Annotated in this window: 22 protein-coding genes; 16 read left to right on the plus strand and 6 right to left on the minus strand. The window is 60.7% G+C overall.

Annotated elements, in window-relative coordinates; all coding sequences use genetic code 11:
• Nucleotides 1-12: 12 nt before the first annotated feature.
• The 6 genes from ACI2KB_RS21415 (at nucleotide 13) to ACI2KB_RS21440 (ending at nucleotide 7,143) form a co-directional block, all read left to right on the plus strand.
• Nucleotides 13-417 (plus strand): antitoxin Xre-like helix-turn-helix domain-containing protein, encoded by a 405-nt coding sequence (locus tag ACI2KB_RS21415; protein ID WP_404637687.1) that lies wholly within the window; start codon nucleotides 13-15, stop codon nucleotides 415-417.
• The gene (locus ACI2KB_RS21420; RefSeq protein WP_404637689.1) at nucleotides 411-1,103 is read left to right on the plus strand and encodes an RES family NAD+ phosphorylase; all 693 of its coding nucleotides are present in this window, start codon (nucleotides 411-413) and stop codon (nucleotides 1,101-1,103) included. Before ACI2KB_RS21415 ends, ACI2KB_RS21420 begins: the two co-directional genes overlap by 7 nt.
• Nucleotides 1,104-1,394: 291 nt before the next feature.
• The gene (locus tag ACI2KB_RS21425) at nucleotides 1,395-1,670 is read left to right on the plus strand and encodes a DUF1652 domain-containing protein (RefSeq protein WP_404637691.1); all 276 of its coding nucleotides are present in this window, start codon (nucleotides 1,395-1,397) and stop codon (nucleotides 1,668-1,670) included.
• A gap of 263 nt (nucleotides 1,671-1,933) precedes the next feature.
• A complete protein-coding gene (locus ACI2KB_RS21430) occupies nucleotides 1,934-4,189 on the plus strand; it encodes an ATP-binding protein (protein ID WP_404637693.1) in 2,256 nt (751 codons plus the stop codon).
• 19 nt (nucleotides 4,190-4,208) lie between these two features.
• Entirely contained in the window at nucleotides 4,209-4,670 is a 462-nt protein-coding gene (locus tag ACI2KB_RS21435) for a response regulator (protein ID WP_404637695.1), read from the plus strand.
• Between the two features lie 79 nt (nucleotides 4,671-4,749).
• The gene (locus ACI2KB_RS21440; RefSeq protein ID WP_404637697.1) at nucleotides 4,750-7,143 is read left to right on the plus strand and encodes a response regulator; all 2,394 of its coding nucleotides are present in this window, start codon (nucleotides 4,750-4,752) and stop codon (nucleotides 7,141-7,143) included.
• 263 nt (nucleotides 7,144-7,406) lie between these two features.
• Here ACI2KB_RS21440 and ACI2KB_RS21445 read toward each other — a convergent pair whose 3' ends face one another.
• Nucleotides 7,407-8,189, minus strand: a complete 783-nt coding sequence (locus ACI2KB_RS21445; RefSeq protein WP_404638058.1) for a FadR/GntR family transcriptional regulator — start codon at nucleotides 8,187-8,189, stop codon at nucleotides 7,407-7,409.
• A 156-nt stretch (nucleotides 8,190-8,345) separates the two neighbouring features.
• Between ACI2KB_RS21445 and ACI2KB_RS21450 the strand changes: the two genes are divergently transcribed.
• The 7 genes from ACI2KB_RS21450 to ACI2KB_RS21480 all read left to right on the plus strand — a co-directional run bounded on the left by ACI2KB_RS21450 (nucleotide 8,346) and on the right by ACI2KB_RS21480 (nucleotide 16,229).
• Nucleotides 8,346-9,656, plus strand: a complete 1,311-nt coding sequence (locus tag ACI2KB_RS21450) for an MFS transporter (RefSeq protein WP_404637699.1) — start codon at nucleotides 8,346-8,348, stop codon at nucleotides 9,654-9,656.
• Nucleotides 9,657-9,672: 16 nt separating this feature from the next.
• The gene (gene denD, locus ACI2KB_RS21455) at nucleotides 9,673-10,653 is read left to right on the plus strand and encodes a D-erythronate dehydrogenase (protein WP_404637701.1); all 981 of its coding nucleotides are present in this window, start codon (nucleotides 9,673-9,675) and stop codon (nucleotides 10,651-10,653) included.
• Nucleotides 10,654-10,806: 153 nt separating this feature from the next.
• Entirely contained in the window at nucleotides 10,807-11,355 is a 549-nt protein-coding gene (locus ACI2KB_RS21460; protein ID WP_404637703.1) for a cupin domain-containing protein, read from the plus strand.
• 13 nt (nucleotides 11,356-11,368) lie between these two features.
• Nucleotides 11,369-12,208, plus strand: coding sequence for a cupin domain-containing protein (locus ACI2KB_RS21465; protein WP_404637705.1), 840 nt, complete (start codon nucleotides 11,369-11,371; stop codon nucleotides 12,206-12,208).
• An 81-nt stretch (nucleotides 12,209-12,289) separates the two neighbouring features.
• Nucleotides 12,290-12,799, plus strand: a complete 510-nt coding sequence (locus ACI2KB_RS21470; RefSeq protein WP_404637707.1) for a sigma-70 family RNA polymerase sigma factor — start codon at nucleotides 12,290-12,292, stop codon at nucleotides 12,797-12,799.
• Entirely contained in the window at nucleotides 12,796-13,761 is a 966-nt protein-coding gene (locus ACI2KB_RS21475; RefSeq protein ID WP_404637709.1) for a FecR domain-containing protein, read from the plus strand. Before ACI2KB_RS21470 ends, ACI2KB_RS21475 begins: the two co-directional genes overlap by 4 nt.
• Nucleotides 13,762-13,826: 65 nt before the next feature.
• Nucleotides 13,827-16,229 (plus strand): TonB-dependent siderophore receptor, encoded by a 2,403-nt coding sequence (locus ACI2KB_RS21480; protein ID WP_404637711.1) that lies wholly within the window; start codon nucleotides 13,827-13,829, stop codon nucleotides 16,227-16,229.
• A gap of 42 nt (nucleotides 16,230-16,271) precedes the next feature.
• Here the strand turns inward: ACI2KB_RS21480 and ACI2KB_RS21485 are convergent, their stop codons facing one another.
• A complete protein-coding gene (locus ACI2KB_RS21485) occupies nucleotides 16,272-17,030 on the minus strand; it encodes an anti-sigma factor family protein (protein WP_404637713.1) in 759 nt (252 codons plus the stop codon).
• Nucleotides 17,027-17,539, minus strand: a complete 513-nt coding sequence (locus ACI2KB_RS21490) for a sigma-70 family RNA polymerase sigma factor (protein WP_404637715.1) — start codon at nucleotides 17,537-17,539, stop codon at nucleotides 17,027-17,029. Before ACI2KB_RS21490 ends, ACI2KB_RS21485 begins: the two co-directional genes overlap by 4 nt.
• A 176-nt stretch (nucleotides 17,540-17,715) precedes the next feature.
• Between ACI2KB_RS21490 and ACI2KB_RS21495 the strand changes: the two genes are divergently transcribed.
• Nucleotides 17,716-18,801, plus strand: coding sequence for a catalase family peroxidase (locus ACI2KB_RS21495; RefSeq protein WP_404637717.1), 1,086 nt, complete (start codon nucleotides 17,716-17,718; stop codon nucleotides 18,799-18,801).
• A complete protein-coding gene (locus ACI2KB_RS21500; RefSeq protein WP_404637719.1) occupies nucleotides 18,798-19,343 on the plus strand; it encodes a cytochrome b in 546 nt (181 codons plus the stop codon). The genes ACI2KB_RS21495 and ACI2KB_RS21500 overlap by 4 nt, the downstream gene beginning before the upstream one ends.
• A 111-nt stretch (nucleotides 19,344-19,454) precedes the next feature.
• Here the strand turns inward: ACI2KB_RS21500 and ACI2KB_RS21505 are convergent, their stop codons facing one another.
• From ACI2KB_RS21505 to ACI2KB_RS21515, 3 genes are all read right to left on the minus strand, one after another.
• Nucleotides 19,455-20,594 (minus strand): M14-type cytosolic carboxypeptidase, encoded by a 1,140-nt coding sequence (locus tag ACI2KB_RS21505; protein ID WP_404638060.1) that lies wholly within the window; start codon nucleotides 20,592-20,594, stop codon nucleotides 19,455-19,457.
• Nucleotides 20,595-20,710: 116 nt separating this feature from the next.
• On the minus strand, nucleotides 20,711-21,241 hold the full coding sequence (locus ACI2KB_RS21510; protein WP_404637721.1) for a DUF4880 domain-containing protein: 531 nt from the start codon (nucleotides 21,239-21,241) through the stop codon (nucleotides 20,711-20,713).
• Between the two features lie 601 nt (nucleotides 21,242-21,842).
• Nucleotides 21,843-22,310, minus strand: a complete 468-nt coding sequence (locus ACI2KB_RS21515; protein ID WP_404637723.1) for an Lrp/AsnC family transcriptional regulator — start codon at nucleotides 22,308-22,310, stop codon at nucleotides 21,843-21,845.
• Between the two features lie 209 nt (nucleotides 22,311-22,519).
• On the opposite strand from ACI2KB_RS21515, the gene ACI2KB_RS21520 reads away from it, so the two are divergent.
• Nucleotides 22,520-25,999 (plus strand): indolepyruvate ferredoxin oxidoreductase family protein, encoded by a 3,480-nt coding sequence (locus ACI2KB_RS21520; protein ID WP_404637725.1) that lies wholly within the window; start codon nucleotides 22,520-22,522, stop codon nucleotides 25,997-25,999.
• Nucleotides 26,000-26,029 lie beyond the last annotated feature (30 nt).

Raw genomic sequence — 26,029 nt, forward strand, 5'->3', positions numbered from 1 at the left:
GGAGACCGTTTAATGGCTGCTGCGCTCAATATTCAGGCGTTATCCCGTGCGCAAGGCGTTGTGGGCCTGCGCACGGCGTTGCGCATTCTCGATAAATGGAAAACGTCGAGTGAGCAGGCCTGTCGTATCTTGCGCATCTCCCGCAGCACGTACACCCGCGCCCGGCAGGACGATGCCGACTGGTCAGTGGCGTTGGATCTGGATCAGTTGCAACGCATCAGTTTCGTGCTGAACATCCATGCCGCGCTACGTACGCTGTTCGACAACCCGGACAATGTCTACGGCTTTCCTTCGATGCCCAATCACAACGAATTTTTCAACGGCCGCTCGCCGCTGGACGTCATGACGCAAGGTGACATGACCTCGCTCTATGAAACGTTTCGGCGTATCGATGCCCTGCGGGGCGCGCAATGGTGACGCCAGACGCGCTGCCTGCACTTGCGGATGAAAAGCAGCATGCCTGGCGCCTGATCAATTCCAAATATCCGCCCATCAGCCTGTTTAACGATGTGGCGGATGCCGATGAGTTCGAAACGCTCTACCAGATCCAGTCGCTGACCAATCCCCGGTTGCAGAACGAGCTCGGCCGACTGGAACTGATCCCACGGCAGGACATCCCGTTCGGCATTCCCGGTTGCGCCTACGCGACAGCGCCTTTCACCCACGTAAACCCGGCCGGATCGCGTTTCAGCAACGGGACGTTCGGGGTGTTGTATCTGGCGGATGCCGTGGACACGGCCATTGCCGAGGTGAAGCATCATCAACAGCGCTATTGGTCCGGCGTGGAGCACCTGAATTACGACCGCTTCGTCTTTCGTGGCTTGTCGTGTCGGTTTCGCGAGGTGGGTTGCGTCGATGCCATTGACGTCCCGTTGTCCGATCCCATTTATGCCCCCGACGATTACTCGGCCTCCCATTTTCTGGGCGAAGGTTTGAAACGCAAAGGCGTTGCGGGGCTGCGATACCACTCGGTGCGCTCACCGGGGAATGTCTGCTGGGCGCTGATGACGCCGCGCCACGTTGTATCCATTCACCAGAGTGCGCATTACGAAATGATCTGGAATGGTCGCATCACCAGCGTTCATCGCCTTGCCGGTGCATGACAGTCATCGGTTCAACTTGCAATCGCGTGTGCACTCACACGCTCAGCGCCACACCCGCTGATTCGCTGTGCATGTTGCAGGGATGAACCTACGGGTTTTCAAATGCGGTGGGGCTTTTCCGATGACCGCCGACAACTGTCCTGTGCTGGGGACGGTGGCTGAATCCGTGATCGACACCACATTCTTGTAATGGGACCTGTCTCGTTTTGCCCGGTGAACCTACACTGACACATCGGTCTGAAACAGGCAGGCATCACGGTGCCCGGGCGTGCTCAACAGGGAGGTAGGACCATGCTGTTTACCCCGGAAATGCGCAGGACGATCGAGAGCAGTTTTCGGCCGCTGGCGTGTGAATGCACGCTGATGCCTGGCGACGCGCTGATGGTCAAAATCTTCGACCCCGACACCGGGCGTGTAGCGATGCTCGCGGAGAACGTCTCGATTGCCCACCTCACCACGGTTCGCGCGCTGGCCGAACTGGTGGCCGAGTTGCGCTATGATCTGCGCACCTGCGCTACGCCCTTTGGCTCGACGCCTTCCTTCTTCACCATGCCCAGCGGTGCGTAAAGCCACGGCGCAGACGGGCCGACGGGTGTTTTGCCGTTCCGCCGCGTCGCAGCGCCATGGAACCAACGGCGCATCATGCTGTTGCCTTGACGGCGCTTCCTTGTGGCGTTACATCATGCGTTGAGTCTGAATTGCCGTGGCTTGTATCGTGTCCATGGAATATTTTTGTTACTGTTTACACCCATTCATTCAGTGCCGACCTGTCTGGCACCCACCTCGGGAGCTGCCTGTGCGATGCAGGTCGGGGTGAAGGAGATTGACCGTTGACCCACCGTCCGGCGCTTGAGCAGAGCGCAATCGACCAGTGCGCCCGTGAACCGATCCAGATTCCCGGCAGCATTCAGCCCCAGGGCTTTTTGCTGGTGATCGAAGAAGTGACGATGACTGTCGTTCAGGTCAGTGCCAACGTCAGTGACTGGCTGGGGATCGCACCGCAGGCGCTGATCGGTGCAGCACTGGGAACGGTGTTCGACCACTCCGAGCGGCTGCTGGAGCGCTTTGCGGCGTTGCCCGAAGACGACCAGAACCCCTTTCACGTCGGCGATGTGCGCTTTCTGATCGGTGCGCAAGCAGGCAAGCCCATTGCGATGATGGTGCACCGGCACGATCGGGTATTGCTCGCCGAGTTCGAACCGTCCAGCGACATGACGTCGGCCTACGGCAACGTCTACCCGCTGATGCGCACGTTCATCAGTCAGATGGAGGAGACCGAAAGCATTGAGGCGCTGTGTCAGCGCTCGGTGTCAGAGGTCAAGCGCATCACCGGTTTTGGCCGGGTGAAGGCCTACCGCTTCGACGCCGACGGTAACGGGCTGGTCAATGCTGAAATCGCCGACGACGGCTACCCCAATTATCTGGGCCTGAGTTTCCCGGCCTCTGACATTCCTGCCCAGGCACGCGCTTTGTACTTGGCCAACCGAATTCGTGTGATTGAAGACGCGAACTACCAGTCCTCGCCCTTGGTGCCGGTGGACAATCCGGTGACCGGTGCGCCGCTGGACCTCAGTTTCGCTACCCTGCGCAGCGTGTCTCCGGTGCATCTTCAATACATGCGCAACATGCAGACGCTGGCGTCGATGTCGATCTCCATCGTCGTCCGGGGACAGTTGTGGGGCTTGATTTCCTGCCACCACGCCACCCCTCGCTCGGTGAGTTTTCAGACCCGTACGGCCTGTGAGCTGTTGGGCAGCGTGTTGTCGTTGCAGATCGAAACCAAAGAGGCTCAGGCCAAGACCCAACGCATGTTGAGCCTGCGTCGACAGATTGTGCAGATGCTTGCTGCCATGGCGGACCGGGACAGCGTGATCAGTGGCCTGCGCTCCATGCCCGACGTGTTGCTGGCGTTCGTAGGCGCATCCGGCGCGGCGGTCATCTCCGAATCGACCCTGGACGTTTACGGCGAGACGCCGGACCACGGGCAGATTCAGGCCCTGACGCAATGGTTGAGCCAGCGTGGCTCCCACGACGTATTCCAGTCGGACAACGTGGGTCGGGACATTCCCGAGCTGCCCGAGCTCGGTCGCTCCGTCAGCGGCGTCTTGGCCATGGCGATCTCCGAGTTGCATTCGAACTACATCATCTGGTTCCGCCCGGAACAGACCCGTGTGGTGAACTGGGCGGGCAGGCCCGAGAAGGCTGTCGATGACAGCGGCTCGCTGAGCCCGAGGCACAGCTTTGCGCTGTGGCAGGAAACCGTGCGGGGCTTCTCACAACCCTGGGACGAGCTGGACACCGAAGGTGTGATCGAGTTGCGGGCGGCCGTGCTGGGTATCGTCTTGCGCAAGGCCGAGGAAATGGCTGAGCTGGCCGAAGAATTGAAGAAGTCCAACAAAGAACTCGAAGCGTTTTCCTACAGCGTTTCCCATGACCTTCGCGCGCCGCTGCGGCACATTGTCGGTTACGCCGAGCTGCTGGGGGATATCGAAGGCAGCAAGTTGTCTGACCGGGGTGTGCGTTTTCTGGAAAACATCGGCGAGTCGGCGCGTTTCGCCGGAACGCTGGTGGACAACTTGCTGAGTTTCTCTCAAATGGGCCGTTCGGCCATGCGTTACTCGCACGTCGACCTCAATGCGATGATCGAGGCCATACGCCGGGAAATGCAGCCCGACTATGAGCGCCGGAATTTGCAATGGCGCATTCCAGAGCCGTTGCCGGTGGTCATCGCTGATGCGGCGTTTTTGCATCTGGCGATGCGCAATCTGCTGTCCAACGCCATCAAGTACAGCCGCAATCAGGAAGCGGCTGTCATCGAGATCGGTAGCTACGAAGAGGACGGCAAGGTCGTGGTGTACATCCGCGACAACGGAGTGGGCTTCGATATGCAATACGCCGGCAAACTGTTTGGCGTGTTTCAGCGTCTGCACCGAATGGAAGAATTCGAAGGCACGGGGATCGGCCTGGCCAGCGTACGCCGGATCATCGAGCGCCATGACGGCTCGGTCTGGGCCCATGGCGAGCTGGGGCAGGGAGCCACTTTTTATTTTGCGCTGCCCAAGCGCAGTTTGACCGTAACCCTTTGAGTGTCCGAGGAGACGCCCAATGCTCAAACCCATTCTTCTGGTGGAAGACAATCCCAACGACCTGGAGCTGACTCTGGTTGCGTTGGAACGAAGCCAGTTGGCCAACGAAGTCATCGTGTTGCGCGACGGTGCTGAAGCGCTGGATTACCTCTTCCGACGCAATGCCTGGCACGATCGCGCGGCGGGCAATCCGGCCGTGATGCTGCTGGACCTGAAACTGCCGAAACTCGATGGCCTTGAAGTGCTCAAGGCCATCCGCGAGAGCGAAGAACTGCGCAGTGTGCCGGTGGTCATGCTGACCTCTTCCCGCGAAGAGCCGGACTTGCAACGCGCGTATGCGTTGGGAGTGAACGCTTACGTCGTCAAGCCGGTCGAATTCAAGGAATTCGTCTCGGCAATCTCCGACCTCGGGGTTTTCTGGGCCGTTCTCAACGAGCCGCCGCCCGGCTCTCTGCGACTGTCACGCCGCCCGGGATCCTGATTGCCCCGTCCCTCAAGGCCTGCGCCGTCGCAACTCCTGTCGGCGGCGAAGGCCTTCGTGTAATGATCGACGACTATTCATGCCGATACCGCTACTCAAGTTGCTACTGGTTGAAGACAGCCCGCACGACGCGGAGCTGACCCTGCTCACCCTCGAAAGCAGTGGGCTGAAGATTGACGCCACGCTGGTCTACAACCACCAGGAAGTGGAGCGCGAGTTGTCGGCGCGGCGATTCGACCTGATTCTCAGCGATTATCTGCTGCCGGGCTCCTCAGGCCCCGAGGTGCTGGAAAACGCCTTGCGGCTGGCCCCCCAGACCCCCTTCATTTTTCTGTCTGGCATTTTTGGCGAGCAGCATGCGGTCGAGATGATGCGCATGGGCGCCATCGATTATGTCCTCAAGCAGAACCTGAAAATGCTGCCTAAAGCAGTGACCCGGGCCGTGCTTGAGGTGCAGGAGCGGGAAAAGCGCCAGCGTGCCGAACAGACGCTCAAGGAAACCGAAATCCGCGCGCATCTGGCGATCGAGGCGGCGGACATGGGCGTCTGGAACTACGACCCGCGCAGCGAAATTTTGCTCTGGGACGAGCGCTGCAAAACCCTGTACGGCGTGCCCGCCGACGCTCACGTGAGCCTGCCGTTTATGTTTTCTCGTTGCCATCCGGACGACCGTGATCTGCTGCAAGCCAAAGTCATGGCGGCGCTGACCGCCGACACGGGCTTTCAGATCGAACACCGGATCATGGTCGAGGGCGACGAAGAGCGCTGGGTGTTTTCCAATGGCCGTTCATTGTTCGAAAACGGCCTGTGCGTGCGCTTTACTGGCGTCATGCAGGACATCAGCGAGCGCAAGCAAGCGACCCAAGGCCTGCAACAGCTCAACGAGATCCTGAGCGAGCGTGTCGTGCAACGGACCCGAGAGCGCGACCGCACGTGGGAGCTGTCCCGTGAATTGCTGGGCGTGCTGCGGTTCGACCTGACCCCGGTTGCCCTGAATCCTGCATGGGAAGCGACCTTGGGGTGGGCGCGCAGCGATTTCAATGGCCAGTTCCTCGGCGAGCTGATTCATCTGGACGACCTGGAGGCGACGCTGCGTGAGACCGCCAGCGTCGCCAACGGCAACGTGACCACCCGTTTCGTCAACCGCATGCGCCACGCCGAGGGCGGATACCGTTGGTTGTCGTGGACCATCGTGCCGGACGAGGGGGTGATGTACGCCGCGGTACGTGACATCACCAGTGAGCGAACGGTAATGGACGAACTGGCGGCGACCAACAAACGCTTGCGCGATCAGATCCGCGAGCGGGAGCGTGTCGAGGCCGCGCTGCAACAGATGCAGCGACTGGAAGTGGTCGGGCAACTCACGGCGGGGGTCGCCCATGACTTCAACAACCTGCTGACGGTAATCCTCACCAGTGCGAATTTCCTGGCCCGGGATCTGGAAAAAGGCGTGTTCGCCAAGTCGCCGCAGCGCCTGGAAAACATCCGTTCGGCCGGTGAGCGAGGCGCCAAGTTGACCAGCCAGTTACTGTCGTTCTCCCGTCGCCAGCGGCTGGAGCCGGTCGCGTTGAACCTCAACGACACCATCGGCGGCATGCGCGAGTTGTTGGCGCGTGCGCTGGGCGGCAGTGTCTGGGTCGAAACCGATCTGGCTGACGACTTATGGAGTGCGCTGGTGGACCCCACTCAGACCGAAATGATCATCCTCAATCTGGCCATCAACGCGCGAGACGCCATGGCGCAGGGTGGGCAATTGCGCCTGAGCACCTGGAATGAAATGGTCTATCACCTGCCGCAGCGCCCGGAAGACCCTGACCCGGGGGCTTACGTGGTGCTGTCGGTCAGCGACACCGGTTGTGGCATGAGTGAAGAGGTGTTGGCCAAGGCATTCGAACCGTTTTTCACCACCAAGGCGGTGGGCAAAGGCTCGGGGTTGGGGCTGGCGCAGGTGTTCGGCTTTGCCAAACAGTCCGGTGGCGGGGTCCGCATCGAGACGGCCGAGGACGTTGGCACCACGATCAAGGTGTTTCTGCCCAGCATCGCAGGTACGGCGCAATCGGTGACGAACGCGCTGGACACGCCCGGCCATGCCGATGCAGACGATCAGCACCGTACGATTCTGCTGGTGGACGATGACCCGGCAGTGCGTTCGGTGACCTCGATGACGCTCAGTTCGCTGGGCTATTGTGTGGTGGAAGCGGAGAACGGCGCCGACGCCTTGAAGAAGATCGATTCGAGCATTGAGCTGGTGTTGACCGACTTCGCCATGCCCAACATGACGGGCGCCGAGCTGGCCGAGCTGGTCCGGCAAGATCACCCCGGCGTGCCCGTGATGTTCATCACCGGTTTTGCCGATATCGATATTCTCGACGTTGACCAACAGCTGATCGTGCAGAAGCCTTACAAGGAAGAAGAGCTGGCGCGAAAGCTGGCCAATGCGCTGGCTAAAACGGGGGCTGGCGTGGCGTCATAGAGCCAGGGCGCGCATGCTCGCTTTGGCCAGCAAATCGGCCACAGGGGCATGCAGACTCAAAAGCGTTTTGTTGCTGTGCCTGTCGTCGGCCAAACGACGGGCAGAAAAAAGCCCGCTGGGGAAGACGGGCTTAAAGAGGATCAAAAGGAGTGGGTACAGATTGAACCCTCAGACGTGAAAGGTTTGTGAAAACCGTTTTATAACTAATTCCTATTTAGAAATTGGCGACGAATGGTCATCGATCCGTCCCCAGGCTGTGATCTTCAAGGGGTTCTGTGCACCGGGTCCTGCCAGAACGCCGGGTCGGCGCTCTTCAAACGCTCTACTGCGTTATTGATGTGTGTCAGTGCGGCCTGTCGCGCTGCATCGGGATCGCACGCCGCGATGGCGTTGTAGATCGCAAAATGCTCGATGCGCACCGTGCGCGCCATTTCCTGGCGACGTTCTTCGTTGGAACGGGTGATGCGAATCGCCTCCTTGACGAACTGTGCGATGAATTCGTGCAGCGAAGGGTAGAGCGGGTTGCCCGTGGCATGGGAAATCGAGAGATGAAACGCCAAGTCCTCATCGACCCCGTCATGACCCTCGTGCTCGGCTATGTCGATGGCCTTCAATGCGCGCTCGATGATCTCCAATTCCTGGGGCGTATGGCGCTGCGCAGCCAGTGCTGCCGCTTCGCCCTCGATGCCCCGACGCAGTTCGGTCACCCGCAGCACGGCGTCGATGGAACCGCGCACGTCCATTTCAATGGTGAACGCCTTGATGTGCGCCCCTTCGCACACCACCGTCCCACTGCCTTGACGCACTTCCACAAGCCCCGCTGACTTGAGCCGCGAAATGGCTTCACGCACCACGGTTCGGCTGACGCCATAGCGCTCGCACAATACAGGTTCGGTGGGCAGGCGCGAGCCGGGCAGGGCCTCGCCGCTGGCGATGTGGGCTTTGAGGGCGGCAGTGACCTGATCGGCCAGGGTGCCTTTGGAGGCGTCTTTGAGGCTGCCCGACGGAATCGGGGGCAGGGCGGGATCAGAAGCGGACATGGAAATCTCATGTTTCAAATGATTCCACGTTACTGCATTTCGTCCCCGGCGTCCCCTGTCGACAGTGTGTTGAATTCGTATGACGTATTATGTTACTTGTTATGTCGCACACCGTTCTACCCCACACATCGCCTACTACAAAAACAAAGGGATGGGAAAGACATGAGTGAATCACTGACTCAGGATGTCATCGGCGCACCTGTCGATGCTTCAGAAGACGCGGCCTATCGCAAGGCCGCCTGGCGAATCTTGCCGTTGCTGTTGTTGTGCTACCTGTTGGCGTATCTGGACCGGGTCAACGTTGGGTTCGCCAAGCTGCAAATGTCCGATAACCTGCATTTCTCCGAAGCGGTGTACGGCCTAGGCGCCGGGATTTTCTTCATCGCGTACTTCCTCGTCGAAATCCCCAGCAACCTGATCCTGCACCGGGTCGGCGCGCGGCTGTGGATCGCCCGCATCATGATCAGTTGGGGCGTGATTTCTTCGTGCATGGCCTTCGTCACCACGCCGATGTCGTTCTACATCATGCGGTTCCTGCTGGGGCTGGCCGAGGCGGGGTTCTATCCGGGCGTCATTCTGTACCTGTCGTACTGGTTCCCGACCCACCGTCGCGGAAAGATGTTCGCCATGTTCGCGACGGCCGTGCCGTTGTCCGGACTGATCGGCGCGCCGTTGTCGGGCTGGTTGATGACGGCATTCCATGGCGCTCATGGTTACGCCGGTTGGCAGTGGTTGTTCTTCATCGAAGGTCTGCCGTCGATTGCGGTGGGCATTCTGGTGATCTTCTGCCTCAGCGACCGCATCTCCCACGCCGGGTGGCTGACGCAGGAACAAAAGACGCTGTTGCAATCACGTATCGACGCCGAAACCAAAGGCCACGTCGCCCACAGCGTGCGTGAAGTGTTCATGCAGCCGCGCATGTGGTTGCTCACAGGCATCTATTTCTGCCTGATCGCCGGTTTCTACACCGTGGGGTTCTGGTTGCCGACGCTGGTGCGTCAGGCGGGTGTGACCGATGTCTTGCAGATCGGTCTGTTGACCGCGATTCCCTATGGCGCTGCGGTGGCGACCATGGTGCTGGTCTCGCGCAACGCTGACCGGCTGCGCGAGCGGCGTTGGCACCTGGCGTTGACTTCGATCGTCGGCGGCATCGGTTTGATCATGTCGGCGACCTGGAGCGACAACTTCACCGTTTCGATGATCGGCCTGACCCTCGGCGCCATGGGCGCGCTCAGCACCTTGCCATTGTTCTGGCCGTTGCCAACGGCATTCCTTGGCGGCACGGCTGCGGCCGCGGGGATCGCGCTGATCAACTCCTGCGGCAACCTCGCCGGGTTCGTGTCGCCGTACCTGATGGGCTTTCTCAAGGACATGACCCAAAGCACCACCGTCGGCATGTATGTCATGGCCAGTGCCTTGTTTTTGGGGGCCGTACTGGTGTTCCGCATTCCCGCCAAACTTGTAAATCGCTGAGTATCAGGAGTCTTTCATGAACATTCTCGTGACCGGTGCGGCCGGTTTTCTCGGTCGCCGCCTGATCGAAGCGCTGCTGCAACGCGGCGCGTTGACGGATCGACAGGGCACCCAGCGCCCGCTTAAACGCATCGTGGCGTTTGATGTGGTGCCGTTGACCGGCATCGACGACCCTCGCGTTCATGCGGTGTGTGGCGACATCGCCGATCCGCAGGTGCTGGAAACCCTGGTCACCTCCGAAACCGACAGCGTGTTTCATCTGGCTGCTGTCGTTTCCAGCCAGGCCGAGCAGGATTTCGATCTGGGCATGCGCATCAACTTCACGGCGACCCATCACCTGTTGGAGCGCATCCGTGCACTGGGCACCTGCCCGAAATGGGTCATGACCAGTTCGGTGGCGGTGTTCGGCGGGCAACTGCCGGAGCAGGTGGAAGACCATCAGGTCTGGGCGCCACAAAGCTCCTACGGTACGCAGAAAGCCATGAACGATCTGCTGCTGGCCGATTACAGCCGTCGAGGGTTTGTCGACGGCCGCAGCCTGCGCATGCCGACCATCGTGGTCCGCCCCGGCAAGCCGAACATGGCGGCATCGAGCTTTGCCAGCGGCATTATCCGCGAGCCGCTCAACGGCGTTGAAAGCGTGTGCCCCGTACCGCTGGACACGCGGCTGTGGTTGATGTCCCCGGCCCAGGCGATCGCCAACCTGATTCACGGCCATGAACTGAGCGCCGAGCGTCTGCAACAGGGTCGAGTGATCAACATGCCCGGCCTGTCGATCAGGGTCGAGCAGATGATCGATGCCTTGCGTCGTACCGCAGGTGACGTCGTGGCCGGGCGAATTCGACTGGAGCGCAACACGGCGATTGAAAAGATCGTCGGCTCCTGGCCAGGGTCGTTCACCGCCACTTACGCGAAAAGCCTCGGCTTTACGGCCGATCACGATTTTGCCGACGTGATCGGGCAATTCATCGCCGAGTACCCGCCACAGGGCGTGTGATTCACAACGCTTTCATATGTCGCGTAGCCGTATAGGTGAGGGCGCTCAAACGTGCTCTAATCACCTCCACTCAAACGGAGGACGGCCAACGCGTCGTATGCCTGCGGGCACCGCGCCAGCGTCCTCGATACCCTCATTTCACAAAGGGCTGTCATGGATACGGGGTCACGACTCAAGTTAGTGCGCGAAAGCTACAAGATGTCTCAGCGGGAGCTGGCCAGACGCAGCGGCGTCGCCAACGGCACGATCTCCCTGATTGAATTGAACCGCGTCAGCCCGTCGGTCAGCTCGTTGAAAAAGCTGCTGGAGGGGTTTCCCATGACCCTCGCCGATTTCTTTTCCTTCGACCAGCCTCCTCAGGATCAACGCTACATCTTCCGGGCCGGTGAACAGCCGGATCTGGGGCGTGACGGTCTGCGCATGCTGCTGATTGGCGCCTCGCTGCCCAGCCGCCAGATGCGCATGCTGCGCGAGCAGTACGCCCCCGGCGCCGGTTCGGGCGATGAGCCGATCGTGCATGCCCAGGGTGAGGAGTGCGGTCTGGTGACCCGGGGCACCATCGAGCTGACGGTCGATGGGCAAATCAGCATTCTGAATGCGGGCGATGGCTATTATTTCCCGACGACCTTGCCCCACAGCTTTCGCAACATTGGCCAGGACGAAGCGGAAATCATCAGCGCCAATACACCGGCCAACTTCTGAGGTCGAGGCGCAAATGGATCGGCTGTCGACGCTGCTGTCTCTGTTTGGAGTGCGCGCCACGCTGTTTTACAGTGGCGAGCTGTGCGGCGTTTCCGCCCATGACGGTGCGCAGCGGCGCGGTTATCTTCATCTGTTGCAGAAAGGCACCCTGACACTGGCGCTGTCGGGCAGTCCGGACCAGCGCTTGACGCAACCCAGCCTGATTTTCATGCCACGCCCGTGCGAGCATCGGCTTGGCGGTGACGAATCGTCGAGCGCCTTCGTGCAATGTGCGTCACTGGAATTTGCCGGTGGCGAAAACAATCCGCTCGCCGGTTCTCTGCCGGATGTGCTGGTCCTGCCACTGGCCGAGCTACCCATGCTCGATGACACCCTCAAATGGTTGTTCACTGAGGCCGCCGAAGACCACTGCGGGCGTCATGCGGTGCTGGATCGGCTGTTCGAACTGATCGTGATTCAACTGTTCCGGCATTTGTTGGACCACCACCAACTGCAAACGGGGATGATGGCGGGCCTGGCCGATCCACGTCTGGCGCGTTCATTGGTCAGGATGCACGACGAACCGCAACACCCCTGGTCAATTGCCGAGTTGGCGAATGAATCCAACATGTCGCGGGCCAGTTACGCAGCGCATTTCAAAGAGGTCATTGGTCAGACGCCGGCTGACTACCTGCTGAGCTGGCGCGTCAGTCTGGCGCAGCAACTGCTCCGTGAAGGAAAGCCCATCGCATTGATTTCCGATCAGGTGGGTTACGAAAGCCCGTCAGCGCTCGCGCGAGCGTTCCGGCGAAAAACCGGGCTGAACCCTCGTGACTGGGTTAAATCGCTCAAAGCCTACGAAGCGAGCCTGTGAGCAGGTGAAAAAGCGCTTGGTGTCCGGATGTAACAGTCTTTAGAATCATTCGCATTTGTTACATCTTCTGGTTTGTTCTCCATGACTGATGCCGCGACGCCTTCGTTACCCACGCTCCACACCCTGTATCGCGACCACCACAGTTGGCTGGAAAGCTGGCTGCGGCGGCGCATGGGCAATGCGTGGGATGCAGCAGACCTGAGTCATGACACCTTTGTGAAGGTGCTTTCCAGCGTCCAGCCGTTGGCCGACGTCCGGGAACCTCGCGCTTACTTGCTGACCGTTGGCAAGCGACTGATGAGCAGTTTCTACAGCCGTCGCAGTCTGGAGCAGGCTTACCTCGACGCGTTGGCCCAACTGCCGGAAGCGTGCGCGCCGTCCCCCGAACAACGCTGGCTGCTGTTGGAAACCCTGCACGCGCTGGACGAACTGCTCGACGGTTTGCCTGCCGGGGTGCGCAGGGCATTCCTGCTCAGTCAACTGGAAGGCCTGGGCTACCGCGAAATCGCCGAACGACTGGAAGTCTCCGAGCGCACTGTCAAACGCTACATGGCCCAGGCCTACGAGCATTGCCTGCTGGTGGACCTGTGAGTCGTACCGCGCCCAGCCATGACGAGCGTGACGTCGTCCGCCAGGCCGCACAGTGGCTGGCATTGCTCGAATCGGGCGATGCATCGGAAGCCGACCAGCGTCAGCTACAGCATTGGCGCGACAGCGATGGGCGTCACGAACGCGCCTGGCAGAAGGCGCAGCAGTTGCGCCAGCGTTTCAGTGGTTTGCCGACGAAGCTGGCCATGGCCACGCTGGACCGCCCTGATCACGCCCGCCGCGCAGCACTCAAGCGAGCGTTGGGGCTGGCAATCGTGGCCCCGGCGGCGTGGCTGGCATGGCGAGAGTTGCCTATTGATGTCTGGCGCGCCGATTTGCAAACGGCGACCGGCGAGCAAAAGCGCTGGAACCTCGCCGATGGTATCGTGCTGCAACTGAACACTGCCAGCGCGGCCAATATCGACATGACGGCCCGCCGTCTGACGCTGTTGCGTGGCGAAATGGCGCTGAAGGTGCCGGGTATGTCGCCGCTGATCGTCGACGGGCCTTATGGCCGCATTGTGGTCAGCCAGAGTGAGGCGTGCGTGCGCCTGGACGATGACCGTTGCCGGGTTCAGGTCGTCAACGGCAGCGTGCAATTACAGCCCCTCAACGGGCCGGTGCTGACTTTGCGCAGCGGCGAGCAAGTCATATTGCAGCGCTCGGGGGCCGGTGCCGTCAGCAGCTTCGATGCCTCGCTACACGGTTGGCGCGATGGCGTGTTAAGCGCGCAAAACCAGCCATTGGGGCATTTCCTGCGAGAACTGGGCCGTTACCGCGCAGGCGTGCTGCGTTGGGAACCGGCGCTTGAGGCGTTGCGCGTCACAGGCAGTTTCCGACTGGACAACACCGACCGCATTCTCGCGTTGCTGGCTGCCACGTTGCCCGTGGAGGTCCACAGTCGGACACGTTATTGGGTCACGATTGTCCCTCGCCAAACCCCTTCAACAAAAAATAACGCGTGAAGCCTGTCCCTTTTTTTCACCTCGCCGGTCATTCCAGGTAAGTGAACAAAATACGAGAGCCTCCGATGCCCGCCGTTTCGTCTTATCGCCTGCGCCCGCTGTTGCAGTTCAGCCTGTTGCTGACCTTGAGTTCCAGTCCTTTGTTCATCGCTCCCAGTTGGGCCGAAACCGCCAGTCGGCGCAGCTATGAAGTCCCGGCAGGCAGCTTGGGGGCTGCATTGACGCGCTTCGCCGGGTTGGCGGGCGTCAACCTGTCGGTGGACCCGGCGCTGGTCAATGGTCGCAGCAGTGCGGGGTTGTCGGGCAGTTACAGCGTGGAAGAGGGTTTTGCCCGGCTGTTGCAAGGCTCCGGTTTGCAATGGGTTTCGGTGGGCGAGGAGGCCTACACGCTGATCCCGGCCCCCGAAGGCAGCAGCCTGCAACTGGCGCCGACTTCGATCCTCGGCGCCAACGAGACCACCGATGGGCAGGCGTACGCGGGGGGACAGGTCGCCCGCAAAGGCTCGCAAGGCTTGCTCGGCAGCCGGGATTTCATGGAAACCCCGTTCAGCCAGATCACCTACACGAGCGCAGCGGTGAAGAACCTGCAAGCCCGGACACTGGGCGATCTGGTGGCCAGCGACCCCTCGGTACGCGCCACCAACCCGGCGGGCGGACGCTATGAGCAGTTCACCATTCGCGGTTTCAGCCTGTTCAACAGCGATGTGTCTTACAACGGCTTGTACGGCATCCTGCCGACGTACAGCATCGACATGGAAATGGCCGAGCGCGTCGACATCCTCAAAGGCCCGAGCCAGTTGATCAATGGCATTTCGCCAAGAGGCAGCGTCGGCGGCGGAATCAACGTGGTGCCCAAGCGCGCCACCGACAAGCCGATCACCGAATTCACCACCAGTTACGCGTCCAACAACCAGGTGGGCGGTGCCGTGGACGTGGGCCGCCGCTTTGGTGACGAGGATAAGTTCGGCATTCGCTTCAATGGTGTGAAGCAGTCCGGCGACACCGAATGGGATCACCAGAGCGTGGACCGGGAAATGGCCGTGCTGGGGCTGGATTTCCGTGGCGAGCGGTTGCGCCTTTCCACCGACATCGGCCACACCGAACGCAACACCGACGCACCGCAAGAGCGGGTGCAAATTGGCGCCAACGCTCAAGTGCCCAATGCCAATGACGTGCACCGCAACTACGCACAAGCCTGGAGCAAGGCGCGCACCGAAGACACGTTCGGCGCGGTGAATGCCGAGTACGACGTCAGCGAGTCGATGATGGTCTACGGCGGCGTCGGGGCGCGCAAGAGCGATCACGACTTCCTGCGTCACGCGGTGTCGATCACCAACAACGCCGGTGACTTCAGCGTTCAGCCACGGGATTTCACCCGCGACGAAAACGTCAGAACTGCCACGGCGGGCGTGCGCAACTGGTTCCACACAGGACCGGTGAGCCACGAGGTCAATCTGGCGGCCAGCTATTTCTACATGGACTTCACCAACGGCGGCGCACGTTATGCGGCGTCGCCCAGCAACCTGTTCAACCCGGTGGACACCCCGACGCCCAGCAACCCGACGCGCCAGGACGCGAAGGTCTACACCGAAAACCGCTTCAGTGGCGTGGCGCTGTCCGACACCCTGGGCTTTTTCGATGACCAGCTGTTGTTGACCCTGGGCGCGCGGTGGCAGCGGGTGAAAGTGGACGACTGGACCGATGGCGTCAAAGGCGACACCTCGTACGACGAGGAAAAAGTGTCCCCGTCTGGCGGGTTGCTGTTCAAGGCCACCGATCGCCTGTCGTTGTACGTCAACTACTTGGAAGGCTTGAGCCAGGGCAAGATCGCCCCGTCCACCTCGATCAACGAAGACGAAATCTTTCCACCCTTCATCAGCCGTCAGGTGGAAGTGGGCGCCAAATACGATCTGGGCAATTTCGCGCTGACCGCCGCCGCGTTTCGCATCAAACAACCCGCGTATGAAACCAATGCCACCTCCCGCGTGTTCGGCCCAAACGGCAAGCGAGAAAACAGCGGGGTGGAGCTGACCCTGTTTGGTGAACCCCTCAAAGGCGTGCGGCTGTTGGGCGGTGTGATGTACATCGACAGCGAACTGACCCACACCGTGAACGGTGCGTTCGACGGCAATCGCGCGCCTGCAACGCCCAGATACAACGTCAACCTGGGCGCCGAATGGGACGTACCGGGCGTTCAAGGGCTGACCCTGACCAGCCGCGGCATGTATTCCAGTTCCCAGTATCTGGATCAGGCCAACAGCAAGGAAATCGATGCGTGGGAGCGCTTCGATGTGGGGGCGCGTTACGCGTTCAAGGTCGATCAGAAGGATGTGACCTTGCGCGCTGCTGTGGAGAACGTGGCCGATAAACGCTATTGGAGTTCGGCGGGCGCCTCGGATGACAGCGAGCCGGGGTTGACCCTGTCGACGCCGAGAACCTGGCTGCTCTCAGCCACGATCGGTTTCTGACGTGCAGTGGCCCCGGTTTCGACGGAGCCGCTGCGAACGTTCTCAGATCGCGTGTTTCAACGTCTGACGCGCCGCCTGTGCTGCCGGATCATCTGCCGGGCTGACCATGGCGTAGTTGTAACCCGGTCCCGACCAGTAATCGGCCTGCAGTTCGCCATCCCGGCGGGTGCCCGGCGAGAGCAGGCGGTTACGCTCGGCAGGCGGGCGTATGTAAAAACTCAACGTGCGGCCCTGGGCGTCCTTGTACACCACCATCGCGGCTGCGCCCTGTTCGGTGCTGGTCAGGCGCCCGCTGACCGGTTTGAACCCTGCGGACTCCAGATCCGGCAGGCGGTTGGCCTGGGCAAAGTTCTTGTCCAGCCAGACTTGCACGTTGTTCGGCTTGGCAGGGTTCCAGTCGTTGGCCATGGTGTCGTTCAGGGCGAACATGCGATAGGCCTGTACGGCGTCGGCCATGGGCAGCACGCCGCTGGTGAGGGTCATCTCCCGTGCCTGCCAGCCGCTGATGCCTCCGACGCTGACGGCGATCAACAGCACGGCTGCCGTCGCGAAATGCCGGGTGCGGTTGCGACGCATGCGCTGACGGATGAAAGCCGGGTCGAGATCCGGGTTCAGCGGGCGATGCAGTTCTCCGCTGAGTGCAGCGCGCAGATTTTGTGCATCCAGTTGCCAGGCCTGCACCTGTCGGGCCAGCTCGGGGTGGGCGGCCAGGTACGTTTCCAGAGTCTGCTGATCGGCCTCGGTGAGCAGGCCGTCGACGTAAGCGTGCAGATCGCGTTCGGAGGGGGGCAGGGTAATCATTTCAGTATCCGCAGGGCAGGGGTGGTGATTTCGCCTTCGCTGAGCAGGCGCAAGGCCTGACGCGCGCGAGACAAGCGGGACATGACGGTGCCCACCGGGACGTCGAGAATTTCGGCCACTTCGTTGTAACTCAAGCCCTCCACCGACACCCACAGCAGCAAGGCACGTTGCTCGGTGTTCAAGCGTTCGAAGGCCTGCAAGGTGGTCTGGGCGACGACCGTGCGCTCGACCGACGGCTCGTAATGATCTTCTTTGCCTCCGGTAAACAGCTCAAGCATGCGGCTGTATCGGCGCGAGCGTCGATGGGCGTCGAGAAATTGCCTATAAAGAATGGAGAACAGCCAGGCACGCAGGTCGCCTTCCGGACGCTTGCTGCTCCAGGCGGACAGCGCTTTTTCCAGGCTGGACTGCACAAGGTCGTCGGCGCTGCTGGGGTCGCGGGTCAGCGACACCGCAAACCGGCGCATTCGCGGTAACAGTTCTCGTAATTGATCGTCGACATCGTTCATTGGAAGGTTTCCGGATCGACCGGCAGGAGCGCTCGGTTCGTGTAACTGCCAGACGACGGTCGGCGGGTCTTATTCCACCCTGAAAAAAATAAATCTGATCCGAGGGAATAAAGCGGCGCATGCTGCGTCCCACCGCGACCTGTATTGATAGAGGCCGAAGGCCCGGAGTGTAACCGATGATTGACCGTGAGCCACCGTATCCCCGCAAGCCCCCGTTGAGTGCATCGCAAAAGCTCGTTCGTCTGGCCGGCATCGGCCTGGTGGTGCTGGTTGCCGCCGGGGCGTTCGCCTACGTTAACGGTAGCCTGGACCCACAACGTTTGACGCCCGCGCGAGTGGTCGATGTGTTCGAACACAACAATGGCGTCCACCCCGGTTATCGCCGCAATCACCCGAAAGGCATTTGCGTGGCCGGCTATTTCGACAGCAATGGCGCCGCAGCGTCTCTGTCCCGAGCCGAAGTGTTCGCCCCCGGGCGCACCCCGGTCATCGGACGCCTCGCACTGCCCACCGGAAATCCGTACTCACCGGACAGCGCCGCGCCGATTCGCAGCTTTGCGGTGCAATTCACCCAACCCAACGGCCAGCAATGGCGTAGCGGCATGAACAGCATGCCGGTGTTTCCCGTCGGCACCCCCGAGGCCTTCGTTGACCTGCAAAAAGCCACCGCGCCCGATCCCAAGACCGGCAAGCCCGACCCCGCCAAACCGCCAGCCTTCTTCGCTGCGCACCCTGAAGCCCAGCCGTTTCTGGCGTGGGTGAAAACCGCCAAACCGTCGGCCAGTTTCGTGACCGAAACCTACAACAGCGTCAACGCGTTCGTGCTGGTGGATGCCCAAGGCAAGCGTCAGGCGGTGCGTTGGAGTCTGGTGCCCGAAGCCAAGGGCGATGCTCCGGCCCCGGATGCCAAGGACTATTTGCAGCAGGATTTGAGCGACAAACTCGCCAGCGGTCCACAGCGCTGGAGCCTGGTGCTGACGCTGGCCAATGCGCAGGATCCGACCAACGACGCGTCGAAAGCCTGGTCCGGGGAACACAAGACGGTGAACGCGGGGACGTTGGTGGTCGAGAGCGACAGCGCGCAGCTGACCGGCGATTGCCGTGACATCAACTACGACCCACTGGTTTTGCCGAGCGGCATCGAAGGCTCGGATGACCCGCTGTTGGCGGCGCGTTCGGCGGCCTACGCCGCGTCTTACATGCGCCGCACCAGCGAAGTCGACCAGTTGAAAGCCGCCCCTGCGCAGGAGAAACAGCCATGAGTGCACCCACTTCACATTTCGCGCCGCTGGCCCGGTTGCTGCACTGGCTGATGGCGTTGATGATCATTGCCATGCTGTTCATCGGTGCCGGGATGGTCGCCTCGGTGTCCGAGCGCCATGAATGGCTGTTGAACATTCACAAGCCGCTGGGCATCGCGATTCTGGCGCTAGTGATCGTGCGTCTGATCGTGCGCTTCAGCACGCGACAACCCGCGCTGCCCGCTGATTTGCCCGCGGTGCAAGTGCTGGCGGCCAAGCTTTCGCACTATCTGCTGTACGCCCTGATGCTGGCGATGCCGCTGATCGGTTGGGCGATGATTTCAGCCGCCGGAGATCCGGTGATGCTGGGACACTCGATTCGTCTGCCCTCAATCGTTGGCGCCCATGCTGAGACCTTTGCTTTCTTGCGCAAGGCGCATCGGTATCTGGCATATCTGTTTTTCCTGACCATCCTCGCGCACCTGGCGGCGGCGTTGTTTCACGGCTGGGTTCGTCGGGATGAGGTGCTGAACAGCATGTTGCGGGGGAAGGCGCGAGGGTAGGACAGTTACGACCGCACCTGTGGCAGCACTGCTTGTCGGCGGTGGCGATTTCGAGGGCGCCACCGCTGGCAAGCAGAACGCCGCCCGGCCGTACGGCTACAGAGAGGGCACTTAACGCAGAGCCGACACCATTTGCCCGATGATGGTCAACACATCCCGTGCCAGTTGCATTGAGCGCTTGCCTGACCAGCCGGTGACGATATCCGGCGCGTCGTCGTTGTCCTTGAACGGCATTTCCAAGGTCAGCGACAGGCATTTGTAACGCTCACCGACACTGTTGCAGGCCAGATTCATGTTGGCTTTGCCGGGTGCGGATTTCGGGTAGCCGTAGCGCGTCTGGAAGTCTTGGGTCAACCCGCTCAGGCGCGCGCGGAAATCCGCTTCCAAGGCTTTTTGCTGCTCGGTGTAACCCGGGTTACCTTCACAGGCGGCGGTGAAGACGTAAGGGATTTCCTCGTCACCGTGTACGTCGAGGAACATGTCCACGCCGTATTTTTCCATCTGCTCTTTGACGAAAAACACTTCAGGGCTCAGTTCCGGCGTCGAATCCTGCCACGCACGGTTGAGGTCCTTGCCATTGGCGTTGGTGCGCAGGTGGCCATGGAACGAACCGTCAGGGTTCATGTGTGGCACCAAGTACAGGTCTGCCGACGCCAGCAGCGCTTGCAGTTCAGCGTCGTTCTCTTTCAGGCGCTCGATCACACCTTCCATGAACCATTCCGCCATGTGCTCGCCCGGATGTTGCTGGGCGATGATCCAGACCTTGCGTTTGCCCGCTGCCCCATCCCCTTTGCGCAACAGAGGGATGTCGCGGCCTTCCACGCTCTTGCCCGTGGCCAACAGCTCGGTGCCTGCCTGGTTGAGCGCCTGATCGATCAGCCGGTCATGGCGCTCGCGGCTGTAGGGTTCGAAGTAGGCGAACCAGATCTGCGGCTGCTCGGGAGACAGGGCGAAGTTCAGCGCCTTACCGTCGAACTGGCTGGGGACGCGGAACCAGTTTTCCTGATCATAGGAAGCGACTGCGTTGTAGCCGGTCCACGCCCGGTTGTAGCTCGATTCACTGGCGTTGGTCAGGCTGAAGGCGTGCGGCTGGCCGACCTGCATGCCGTCGACCTTGAAGTGGAACCACTGAAAATGTGGGCTGCGGGTGTCCGGGCGGATGGCCAGTTGCACGTTCTGCGCATCGCTGGCGTCGAGCACAACGATGTTGCCGCTGTCGAAATCACAGGTGATGGAAAGGGCGGTCTGAATCACGGAAAGGTCCTGAGTATGTCAATACCAACTCAACGCCATCATATGGCGCTTATGACCGGTACTTTACACGCATCAGAACAGCGAGCCGCGACAGAAACGGTTGACGATGAGACTCACGTGAAGGCTTCGGCGGTGACCAACAGGCCGCACAGGAATGCGGTCAACACGACCCAGCCGATGTACACGCGGCGCTTGCGTCGATGCCAACCACTGGCGCCCATGACCGCCGCCGGGGCTTCGAGGCGGCGCCAAAGTCGTTCCGCGTCCTGGAAGGCGTTCAAATGCAATGCGTCGGCGTCCAGCCAATGACGGAACTCGATGCGCTGGCTGGCGGTGGCGTGAGGGCTTTGCAGGTGCACGTACCAGTTCAAGGCTTGCAGGCGTGCGGGTTCGCTCGCTCCCGCACGATCGTTGCAATGCTCAAGCACGCGGACCATGCAACGCTCGACGCAGGCCACTTCAATTTCCAGCAAATGGGCGATGTCGGCGTAGGAAAGCTGATCAAGACGACTGAGCAGAAATACTTGCTGTGCCTTGCGTGGCAGCTTCTGGATGCGGCGGCGCAGGGCGTCGGCTTCCGGGCTGACCGGTGCGTCCGGCTGACGGGTCGACAGGGGGAACGATGAAGTGAGCTGATCAGTCATGGTGTATCACTCGCAAGTCATCCGTGGGCCGTCCTTTGAGGGAGGAGTGGGGGCATCATCCATGACGCGGACCCGATATTAATGTTTATGAGAGTCATTCTCAAGTAAGTGGTCGTTAATTTGCGATTTTTTACCAAATATGTCGTTTTTGACCTCCTCGACGGTTCAGCGCTCATTTTTCTTTTGCTATGATGCGCGCCATCGCAACGTCGACCCCTCTTCATTAGCCTGAAGAAGCAGCACTTGACCGAACCTAGACCCTTTCAAGGGCAGAAAAAAAAGACCCGGCAAAAATGCCGGGTCAAAAACCGTGATTAGCCTGATGAGGAGATAATCCAGAAGCCGACCTAAGGCTTCAGGGTTACCAACCAGTCTCGCGACCGGTTGCGCTCAATAATAATCATTATCATTTGCACGTCAAATGTTTTTTGCGCTCTCGTGAAAATAAATTTTCGTGTGCCTGCACCTTCTGCGACCAACCCTGATCTCTGCAGCAGTACGGCTGGGCGGCGTTCCGCTTGCTGGCGGCTGCGTCGTGCCTGGGTCTTGGATGTCACTGACACACCGCCACCGCCGGCAAGCCATACTGCTACGGACATCGTCACTCCAACGGCAACTCCGTCGTGCGCTTGACCACACTCATCGCGATGTTCGAATGCGCCTCTTGCACATGAGGGCTTTGTAACAGGTGGTCGCGCAAGAACCGTTCATAGCTGGCAATGTCCTGCACCACCACCTTGAGCATGAAATCCATGTCCCCGGCCATGGTGTAGCACTCCAGCACTTCGGGGTAGCCGATGATCGCTTCTTCGAATTCCGTGAGGTAGCGCCGCCCGTGGCCTGAGAGTTTCACGTCGACGAATACCGTCATGGTCAGGCCGAGTTTGCCCGGATTGAGCAGCGCGACCCGGCGTTCGATCACGCCTTCCTCTTCCAGCCGATTGATCCGCCGCCAGCAGGGCGATTGCGAGAGCTCGACGCGCTCGGCGATGTCCGCTGCGGAAAGCCCGGCGTCGTGCTGCAACAGGCGAAGAATCTTGCGATCGATGGGGCTGAGTTTGACCTGCATGAATTGACCCTTTTTTATTCTTGAAGTGGAACAGGCATGCAGGATATGAGCAGATTTCGGCCCATTTAGAAAGAAAAAGCCCGCACCGCACAGGCAGTATTGACCCTGAGCGCGTCGGGCTGAACCGTCCCGGCGCCACGGCGGTCGTGGCTCACGAGGCTGCGTCGCTGCATTCAACATGCACCTAATAACAACAAAGGAGTGCCTGAATGTCCCTGGCCGACATCCGTCTGGACGATAAGTACCGGCTCGCAACCGGTAACCTGTACCTCACCGGAACCCAGGCGTTGACCCGCCTGCCCATGCTGCAAAAGCAACGCGACGAGGCGCGAGGGCTGAACACCGCCGGTTTCATTTCCGGCTACCGTGGCTCGCCACTGGGCAATCTCGACAAAAGCCTGTGGGACGCCAAGGATTACCTCCGGGAAAACGCCATCCACTTCCAGCCCGGTGTCAACGAAGAACTGGCGGCCACTGCGGTCTGGGGCAGCCAGCAAGTGAATCTGTTTCCCCATGGCAAATACGACGGTGTGTTCGCGCTGTGGTACGGCAAGGGGCCGGGTGTCGACCGTTGCGGCGACGTGTTCAAACATGGCAACTCGGCAGGTGTCGCGGAAAAGGGCGGGGTGCTGATCCTCGCGGGCGACGACCATGGCTGCAAATCTTCGACCATTGCGCACCAGAGTGAACACGCGTTCATCGCCTCGATGATTCCGGTGCTCAACCCGAGCAACGTTCAGGAAATCCTCGATTACGGCATCATCGGCTGGGAGCTTTCGCGCTACAGCGGGTGCTGGGTAGCGATGAAGACCATTGCCGAAAATGTCGATTCCTCCGCCGTGGTCGAGGTCGATCCACTGCGCATTCAAACGCACGTTCCCGAGGACTTCCAGCTTCCCGAAGACGGCTTGCACATTCGCTGGCCTGATCCGCCGCTGGCGCAGGAAGCCCGCCTCAACACCTATAAAATCTACGCCGCGCGGGCGTTTGCCCGGGCCAACAAGCTGAACAAAGTGGTCATCGATTCACCGCAGCCGCGCCTGGGCATCATTACCACCGGCAAATCCTACCTCGACGTGCGCCAGGCCCTTGAAGAGCTGGGCATTGACGAAGCGCTGTGCGCATCCGTGGGTGTTCGGGTGCTCAAGGTCGGCATGAGCTGGCCGCTGGAACCGGTGTCGGTCCACGACTTCGCCGAAGGTCTGGACGAGATTCTGGTGGTCGAGGAAAAACGCAGCGTCATTGAGGACCAGTTGACCGGGCAGCTCTATAACTGGCCAGTAGACAAGCGTCCGCGGGTGGTCGGCGAGTTCGACGAAGAAGGGCGCTCGTTGCTGCCCAACCTGGCGGAATTGACCCCGGCCATGATTGCCCGGGTGATCGCCAGACGCCTGGCGCCGATCTATTGCAGTCCGCAAATCGAGGCACGCCTGCAATTTCTGTTGGAGAAAGAGAAGGCCCTCGCGGCGCCGCTGTTCAAGACCCAGCGCACGCCGCATTTCTGCTCAGGATGCCCGCACAACAGCTCGACCCAAGTCCCGGAAGGCAGCCGCGCACTGGCGGGAATTGGCTGTCATTACATGACCATCTGGATGGACCGGGAAACCGATACCTTCACCCAGATGGGCGGCGAGGGCGTGACCTGGATCGGTCAGGCGCCGTTCACCGAAACGCCTCACGTGTTTCAAAACCTCGGCGATGGCACTTATTTCCATTCCGGGCATCTGGCACTGCGCGCGGCGGTGGCATCCAAGGTCAACATCACCTACAAGATCCTTTACAACGACGCCGTCGCCATGACTGGCGGGCAACCCATCGACGGTATATTGCGGGTGGATCAACTGAGCCGTCAGGTATTCAACGAAGGCGTGCAGCGCATCGCGCTGGTCTCGGATGATCCGGACAAGTACCCGAGCCGTGATGCGTTCGCGCCGATCACCACGTTCCATCATCGCCGCGACCTGGACAGCGTCCAGCGCGAGCTGCGTGAATTCAAAGGCGTGTCGGTGATCATCTACGACCAGACCTGCGCGACCGAGAAACGCCGTCGGCGCAAACGCGGAACGATGCCTGATCTGAACAAACGTGCCGTGATCAACCCGGCAGTCTGTGAAGGCTGTGGCGATTGCGGCGCCAAGTCGGGTTGCCTGTCGATCCTGCCCAAAGAGACCGCTGAGGGGCGTAAGCGCGAAATCGATCAGAGTGCGTGTAACAAGGATTTCAGTTGCGTCGAAGGCTTCTGCCCGAGCTTTGTCACCGTGCACGGCGGCAAACTGCGCAAGCCGCAGTTACCGAAGCAGGTGCAGACGTTCGCCCAATTGCCTGAGCCGACGCTGCCAGGCCTGGATCAACCGTTCAATATCCTGCTGCCCGGCGTTGGCGGTACCGGCGTGACCACCGTGGGGGCGATGCTGGGCTTTGCCGCGAATCTGGAAGGCAAGGGCTGTAGCGTGCTGGATCAGGCAGGGTTGGCGCAAAAATTCGGCCCGGTGGTCAGCCATATTCGTATTGCGGCTCGCCAGGAAGATTTGTTCGCCGTCCGTATTGCCGCAGGCGAAGCGCATTTGCTGCTCGGTTGCGATCTGCTGGTGGCCTCCGGGCCGGATGCCATCGCCAAACTCAACAGCGCCAAGTCCCATGCGGTGGTCAACAGCCAGCAGACCCCGACCGCTGAATTCACCCGCAACCCGGATGCCGAGTTCCCGGCCGACGCGATGATGCAAACCCTCCGTGACGCGGTGGGAGCGGACAAGACCCATTTTGTACCTGCCACCGATCTGGCGACCCGGCTGATGGGCGACAGCATTGCCACTAACCTGTTCATGCTCGGCTTTGCTTATCAGAAAGGCCTGATTCCGTTGTCGGCCGCGGCCATCGAGAAGGCCATCGAGCTTAATGGTGTCTCGGTCAATCTCAATCAGCAGGCTTTTATCTGGGGGCGTCGTGCGGCGTTCGACCTGCCTGCCGTGCAAGCTGCGGCCCATCCTGAGTCAACGCCCTTGGCCGAGCCGCTGACTCTGGAACAGCGTGTGATGAATAACGTTAAAACCCTCGGCGAGTACCAGAATGCGGCATACGGCGAGCGCTACCGGGCGCTGGTCGAGCGAGTGCGTGCGGCGGAGGAGCGCTTGTTTCCGGGCGAGCAACCGGCGTTGACCGAGGCTGTGGTGTTCAACTATTTCAAACTGCTGGCCTACAAAGACGAGTACGAAGTGGCCCGCCTTTATAGCAATGGCGAATTCATCCGTCAGGTACACACGCAGTTCGAGGGCGACTACCGACTGGAGTTTCATCTGGCGCCCTCGTGGCTGGCCAAGCGTGATTCGCAAGGTGGCACGCCGCGCAAACGCAGTTTCGGTCCCTGGATGCTGAAAGCCTTCGGCGTGCTGAAAACGTTCAAATTCCTGCGCGGTACGGCGTTCGATCCCTTTGGACGCAGCCTGGAGCGACGTCAGGAGCGGGCGTTGATCGAGCGTTACGTGGCGGATATCGACCTGATCCTCACGCAATTGACGCCCACCAATCGCCACACGGCCCTGAGCCTGGCACGCTTGCCGGAACGTATTCGTGGCTATGGGCATGTGAAGGAAGCGGCGATGAACGCGGCGGCGTTACAGGCCGAGCGTTTACGTCAGAGCTTGATCAGCGGGGAAGTGGAGTTGCCGAAACTATTTGAGGTGGCCGCGTAGGTCGGCAATACGCCGGTGTGCTCCTGTAGC

The organism is Pseudomonas sp. NPDC088444 (assembly GCF_044900175.1).
In the GTDB taxonomy this organism is placed as follows: domain Bacteria; phylum Pseudomonadota; class Gammaproteobacteria; order Pseudomonadales; family Pseudomonadaceae; genus Aquipseudomonas.

Excerpts from the sequence above, each read along its gene's own strand:
- ACI2KB_RS21415 (WP_404637687.1), top strand. The coding sequence starts at position 13 with ATGGCTGCTGCGCTCAATATTCAGGCGTTATCCCGTGCGCAAGGCGTT.
- ACI2KB_RS21420 (WP_404637689.1), top strand. The coding sequence starts at position 411 with ATGGTGACGCCAGACGCGCTGCCTGCACTTGCGGATGAAAAGCAGCAT.
- ACI2KB_RS21425 (WP_404637691.1), top strand. The coding sequence starts at position 1,395 with ATGCTGTTTACCCCGGAAATGCGCAGGACGATCGAGAGCAGTTTTCGG.
- ACI2KB_RS21435 (WP_404637695.1), top strand. The coding sequence starts at position 4,209 with ATGCTCAAACCCATTCTTCTGGTGGAAGACAATCCCAACGACCTGGAG.
- ACI2KB_RS21440 (WP_404637697.1), top strand. The coding sequence starts at position 4,750 with ATGCCGATACCGCTACTCAAGTTGCTACTGGTTGAAGACAGCCCGCAC.
- ACI2KB_RS21450 (WP_404637699.1), top strand. The coding sequence starts at position 8,346 with ATGAGTGAATCACTGACTCAGGATGTCATCGGCGCACCTGTCGATGCT.
- denD (WP_404637701.1), top strand. The coding sequence starts at position 9,673 with ATGAACATTCTCGTGACCGGTGCGGCCGGTTTTCTCGGTCGCCGCCTG.
- ACI2KB_RS21460 (WP_404637703.1), top strand. The coding sequence starts at position 10,807 with ATGGATACGGGGTCACGACTCAAGTTAGTGCGCGAAAGCTACAAGATG.
- ACI2KB_RS21465 (WP_404637705.1), top strand. The coding sequence starts at position 11,369 with ATGGATCGGCTGTCGACGCTGCTGTCTCTGTTTGGAGTGCGCGCCACG.
- ACI2KB_RS21470 (WP_404637707.1), top strand. The coding sequence starts at position 12,290 with ATGACTGATGCCGCGACGCCTTCGTTACCCACGCTCCACACCCTGTAT.
- ACI2KB_RS21480 (WP_404637711.1), top strand. The coding sequence starts at position 13,827 with ATGCCCGCCGTTTCGTCTTATCGCCTGCGCCCGCTGTTGCAGTTCAGC.
- ACI2KB_RS21485 (WP_404637713.1), bottom strand. The coding sequence starts at position 17,030 with ATGATTACCCTGCCCCCCTCCGAACGCGATCTGCACGCTTACGTCGAC.
- ACI2KB_RS21490 (WP_404637715.1), bottom strand. The coding sequence starts at position 17,539 with ATGAACGATGTCGACGATCAATTACGAGAACTGTTACCGCGAATGCGC.
- ACI2KB_RS21495 (WP_404637717.1), top strand. The coding sequence starts at position 17,716 with ATGATTGACCGTGAGCCACCGTATCCCCGCAAGCCCCCGTTGAGTGCA.
- ACI2KB_RS21500 (WP_404637719.1), top strand. The coding sequence starts at position 18,798 with ATGAGTGCACCCACTTCACATTTCGCGCCGCTGGCCCGGTTGCTGCAC.
- ACI2KB_RS21510 (WP_404637721.1), bottom strand. The coding sequence starts at position 21,241 with ATGACTGATCAGCTCACTTCATCGTTCCCCCTGTCGACCCGTCAGCCG.
- ACI2KB_RS21515 (WP_404637723.1), bottom strand. The coding sequence starts at position 22,310 with ATGCAGGTCAAACTCAGCCCCATCGATCGCAAGATTCTTCGCCTGTTG.
- ACI2KB_RS21520 (WP_404637725.1), top strand. The coding sequence starts at position 22,520 with ATGTCCCTGGCCGACATCCGTCTGGACGATAAGTACCGGCTCGCAACC.